Here is a 5,754-nt window from a genome sequence, read left to right on the forward strand (position 1 = left end):
GAAAAAAGAAATCTTGGATTTCTTCTTCTGGGTCGCAAAACTCGGTGTAGAATACAAGGCTTCGCTGCCGAGGTTGGAAACGACGGATGCGGCAGGTTGATGTGGTTTGATTGGTTATCCGGTCGGTCTGCAAAAACCACAAAGTTTGACAGGTCTTTAAAACGTGTTATAATTCAAGGCTTCGCTGATCACTGCGAAGCAAGCCTCCGGAGCGATTCGGAGTGCGCTGGATCCTTAAAAACATACAGCCGATAAGCGTGGGTGTTTGATGGCGAATGCATAAGTTCTTCGGGACTAGTGCACTGCACTACAAACACTCATGCAAACAGTAAATTGTAGGAAGATCATTTCTTCTTCAATTCCTATTTGTATTGAGTAAGTCGAGAGACTTTAAATTTCAAGATCGAACTGTAGAGTTTGATCCTGGCTCAGATTGAACGCTGGCGGCATGCCTTACACATGCAAGTCGAACGGTAACAGGTCTTCGGATGCTGACGAGTGGCGAACGGGTGAGTAATACATCGGAACGTGCCCGATCGTGGGGGATAACGAGGCGAAAGCTTTGCTAATACCGCATACGATCTACGGATGAAAGCAGGGGACCGCAAGGCCTTGCGCGGACGGAGCGGCCGATGGCAGATTAGGTAGTTGGTGGGATAAAAGCTTACCAAGCCGACGATCTGTAGCTGGTCTGAGAGGATGATCAGCCACACTGGGACTGAGACACGGCCCAGACTCCTACGGGAGGCAGCAGTGGGGAATTTTGGACAATGGGGGAAACCCTGATCCAGCCATGCCGCGTGCAGGATGAAGGCCTTCGGGTTGTAAACTGCTTTTGTACAGAACGAAAAGGTCGCTTCTAATAAAGGCGGCCCATGACGGTACTGTAAGAATAAGCACCGGCTAACTACGTGCCAGCAGCCGCGGTAATACGTAGGGTGCAAGCGTTAATCGGAATTACTGGGCGTAAAGCGTGCGCAGGCGGTTATGTAAGACAGATGTGAAATCCCCGGGCTCAACCTGGGAACTGCATTTGTGACTGCATGGCTTGAGTGCGGCAGAGGGGGATGGAATTCCGCGTGTAGCAGTGAAATGCGTAGATATGCGGAGGAACACCGATGGCGAAGGCAATCCCCTGGGCCTGCACTGACGCTCATGCACGAAAGCGTGGGGAGCAAACAGGATTAGATACCCTGGTAGTCCACGCCCTAAACGATGTCAACTGGTTGTTGGGAATTCACTTTCTCAGTAACGAAGCTAACGCGTGAAGTTGACCGCCTGGGGAGTACGGCCGCAAGGTTGAAACTCAAAGGAATTGACGGGGACCCGCACAAGCGGTGGATGATGTGGTTTAATTCGATGCAACGCGAAAAACCTTACCCACCTTTGACATGGCAGGAAGTCTTCAGAGATGAGGATGTGCTCGAAAGAGAACCTGCACACAGGTGCTGCATGGCTGTCGTCAGCTCGTGTCGTGAGATGTTGGGTTAAGTCCCGCAACGAGCGCAACCCTTGCCATTAGTTGCTACATTCAGTTGGGCACTCTAATGGGACTGCCGGTGACAAACCGGAGGAAGGTGGGGATGACGTCAAGTCCTCATGGCCCTTATAGGTGGGGCTACACACGTCATACAATGGCTGGTACAAAGGGTTGCCAACCCGCGAGGGGGAGCTAATCCCATAAAGCCAGTCGTAGTCCGGATCGCAGTCTGCAACTCGACTGCGTGAAGTCGGAATCGCTAGTAATCGTGGATCAGAATGTCACGGTGAATACGTTCCCGGGTCTTGTACACACCGCCCGTCACACCATGGGAGCGGGTCTCGCCAGAAGTAGGTAGCCTAACCGCAAGGAGGGCGCTTACCACGGCGGGGTTCGTGACTGGGGTGAAGTCGTAACAAGGTAGCCGTATCGGAAGGTGCGGCTGGATCACCTCCTTTCTGGAAAACAAGCATTCAAGATTGAACGCCCACACTTATCGGTTGTTGGAACAAGCCAAGGCTGAGCGGCAGAGATGCTGCTCTGGTTGAGGAATGGGTCTGTAGCTCAGCTGGTTAGAGCACCGTCTTGATAAGGCGGGGGTCGTTGGTTCGAGCCCAACTAGACCCACCAAACTCTTTATTGGGAAGTGCCAACACTCTGGTCGAGGAAGAAATCCTGGGGGATTAGCTCAGCTGGGAGAGCACCTGCTTTGCAAGCAGGGGGTCGTCGGTTCGATCCCGTCATCCTCCACCAACCACTTATCAGACGATCAATAGATCATCAACACCAAAGCAGTTTGGCGACAGACTGTTTTGTTGTTGACCCGGATTACCGGATCAATACGGCTGTTCTTTAAAAATTCATAGAGTCGAAATCAGCGTTGTTAGCGGAAAGCAGGAATTCGTAAAGGTTTTACTGCACCGTGCCGCTAACAACAAATTTGATTGCGTCAAAACGAATAGACAAAAACTTTGTTTATTTCAAGTAATGACGAATCGTTCTCAAAGTTGGATTCTGTGAAAGCAGAAACCAGCCAAGAAGATCATTCACATTACGGCATAACGCGTGAGGTGCGAGACCTCACAAAACAAGTCTGCGATCTGACAATGAAGTCATCTCGAAAGAGATGTCAAAGTTATAGGGTCAAGTGACTAAGAGCATATGGTGGATGCCTTGGCGATGATAGGCGACGAAAGACGTGATAGCCTGCGATAAGCTTCGGGGAGCTGGCAAATAAGCTTTGATCCGGAGGTCTCTGAATGGGGAAACCCACCCGCAAGGGTATCGCATACTGAATACATAGGTATGCGAGGCGAACCGAGTGAACTGAAACATCTAAGTAGCTCGAGGAAAAGACATCAACCGAGATTCCGATAGTAGTGGCGAGCGAATTCGGAAGAGCCTTGCAGTGATAGTCATTGGGTTAACAAAACGGAATGGAAAGTCCGACCATAGTGGGTGATAGTCCCGTATGTGAAAACTCAGTGGTGGTACTAGGCTGCAGATAAGTAGGGCGGGGCACGAGAAACCTTGTCTGAATATGGGGGGACCATCCTCCAAGGCTAAATACTCATCATCGACCGATAGTGAACAAGTACCGTGAGGGAAAGGCGAAAAGAACCCCGGGAGGGGAGTGAAATAGATCCTGAAACCGTATGCTTACAAAAAGTCGGAGCCTCGTAAGGGGTGACGGCGTACCTTTTGTATAATGGGTCAGCGACTTACATTCAGTGGCAAGCTTAACCGAATAGGGGAGGCGTAGGGAAACCGAGTCCGAACAGGGCGCCATAGTCGCTGGGTGTAGACCCGAAACCAAGTGATCTATCCATGGCCAGGATGAAGGTGCCGTAACAGGTACTGGAGGTCCGAACCGACTAGTGTTGCAAAACTAGCGGATGAGCTGTGGATAGGGGTGAAAGGCTAAACAAACTTGGAAATAGCTGGTTCTCTCCGAAAACTATTTAGGTAGTGCCTCAAGTATTACCTGCGGGGGTAGAGCACTGTTTTGGCTAGGGGGTCATGGCGACTTACCAAACCAAGGCAAACTCCGAATACTGCAGAGTACAGCTTGGGAGACAGAGCACCGGGTGCTAACGTCCGGACTCAAGAGGGAAACAACCCAGACCGCCAGCTAAGGTCCCTAAAATTGGCTAAGTGGGAAACGAAGTGGGAAGGCTAAAACAGTCAGGATGTTGGCTTAGAAGCAGCCATCATTTAAAGAAAGCGTAATAGCTCACTGATCGAGTCGTCCTGCGCGGAAGATGTAACGGGGCTAAGCCAGTTACCGAAGCTGCGGATGTGCAATTTATTGCACGTGGTAGGAGAGCGTTCTGTAAGCCTGTGAAGGTGTCTGGAGACGGATGCTGGAGGTATCAGAAGTGCGAATGCTGACATGAGTAGCGTTAAAGCGGGTGAAAAGCCCGCTCGCCGTAAGCGCAAGGTTTCCTACGCAACGTTCATCGGCGTAGGGTGAGTCGGCCCCTAAGGCGAGGCAGAGATGCGTAGCTGATGGGAAACAGGTCAATATTCCTGTACCGATCAATAGTGCGATGTGGGGACGGAGAAGGTTAGCTCAGCCAACTGTTGGATATGTTGGTTCAAGCCTGTAGTCGTGCCCGGTAGGCAAATCCGCCGGGCTTAGATGAGGGGTGATAACGAGTGTGCTTGCACACGAAGTGAGTGATACCCTGCTTCCAGGAAAAGCCACTAAGCTTCAGCTATTGACGACCGTACCGCAAACCGACACTGGTGCGCGAGATGAGTATTCTAAGGCGCTTGAGAGAACTCAGGAGAAGGAACTCGGCAAATTGATACCGTAACTTCGGGAGAAGGTATGCCCCCAGTATGTGAAGTTGTACAAACGGAGCAGAAAGGGGTTGCAAAAAATCGGTGGCTGCGACTGTTTATTAAAAACACAGCACTCTGCAAACACGAAAGTGGACGTATAGGGTGTGACGCCTGCCCGGTGCTGGAAGATTAAATGATGGGGTGCAAGCTCTTGATTGAAGTCCCAGTAAACGGCGGCCGTAACTATAACGGTCCTAAGGTAGCGAAATTCCTTGTCGGGTAAGTTCCGACCTGCACGAATGGCGTAACGATGGCCACACTGTCTCCTCCTGAGACTCAGCGAAGTTGAAATGTTTGTGATGATGCAATCTCCCCGCGGAAAGACGGAAAGACCCCATGAACCTTTACTGTAGCTTTGTATTGGACTTTGAACAGATCTGTGTAGGATAGGTGGGAGGCTTTGAAGTGTGGTCGCTAGATCACATGGAGCCAACGTTGAAATACCACCCTGGTGTGTTTGAGGTTCTAACCTAGGTCCATTATCTGGACTGGGGACAGTGCATGGTAGGCAGTTTGACTGGGGCGGTCTCCTCCCAAAGTGTAACGGAGGAGTTCGAAGGTACGCTAGTTACGGTCGGACATCGTGACGATAGTGCAATGGCATAAGCGTGCTTAACTGCGAGACTGACAAGTCGAGCAGATGCGAAAGCAGGACATAGTGATCCGGTGGTTCTGTATGGAAGGGCCATCGCTCAACGGATAAAAGGTACTCTGGGGATAACAGGCTGATACCGCCCAAGAGTTCATATCGACGGCGGTGTTTGGCACCTCGATGTCGGCTCATCTCATCCTGGGGCTGTAGTCGGTCCCAAGGGTATGGCTGTTCGCCATTTAAAGAGGTACGTGAGCTGGGTTTAAAACGTCGTGAGACAGTTTGGTCCCTATCTTCCGTGGGCGCTGCAGATTTGAGGAAGCCTGCTCCTAGTACGAGAGGACCGGAGTGGACACACCTCTGGTGTACCTGTTGTCACGCCAGTGGCATCGCAGGGTAGCTATGTGTGGAAGAGATAACCGCTGAAAGCATCTAAGCGGGAAACTCGTTTCAAGATGAGATCTGCCGGGGCCTCGAGCCCCCTGAAGGGTCGTTGTAGACCACGACGTTGATAGGCTGGGTGTGGAAGAGCAGCAATGCTTTAAGCTAACCAGTACTAATTGCCCGTGCGGCTTGACCCTATAACTTTGATAAATTCAAAGACTTGTAGTTATGCCAAGTACGCAATCAAATTAGGTTCCAAGAAGGAACCAGACCTCAGCTGATTGAGATTCTATGAATTCGCCGTGCAGAACAAAAACCTGCACTGCTCCAAGTTATGCCTGATGACCATAGCAAGTTGGTACCACTCCTTCCCATCCCGAACAGGACAGTGAAACGACTTCGCGCCGATGATAGTGCGGACTCCCGTGTGAAAGTAGGTCATCGTCAGGCT

General features: G+C 51.0%; 2 tRNA genes and 3 rRNA genes. All 5 read left to right on the top strand.

What is annotated here, in order from left to right:
* Window positions 1-405: 405 nt before the first annotated feature.
* The 5 genes from ISG32_RS27320 to rrf all read left to right on the top strand — a co-directional run bounded on the left by ISG32_RS27320 (window position 406) and on the right by rrf (window position 5,753).
* Window positions 406-1,938 (top strand): 16S ribosomal RNA (locus tag ISG32_RS27320).
* Between the two features lie 95 nt (window positions 1,939-2,033).
* Window positions 2,034-2,110 (top strand) — tRNA-Ile (locus tag ISG32_RS27325).
* 47 nt (window positions 2,111-2,157) lie between these two features.
* Window positions 2,158-2,233 (top strand) — tRNA-Ala (locus tag ISG32_RS27330).
* Window positions 2,234-2,621: 388 nt separating this feature from the next.
* A 23S ribosomal RNA gene (locus tag ISG32_RS27335) occupies window positions 2,622-5,500 on the top strand.
* Between the two features lie 140 nt (window positions 5,501-5,640).
* Window positions 5,641-5,753 (top strand): 5S ribosomal RNA (rrf, locus tag ISG32_RS27340).
* Together the 16S, 23S and 5S rRNA genes with 2 tRNA genes alongside form the textbook arrangement of a ribosomal RNA operon.
* Window position 5,754: the final 1 nt, after the last annotated feature.

Origin of the sequence: Diaphorobacter caeni, from assembly GCF_015354245.1 — a bacterium.
Lineage (GTDB): Bacteria > Pseudomonadota > Gammaproteobacteria > Burkholderiales > Burkholderiaceae_C > Diaphorobacter_A > Diaphorobacter_A caeni.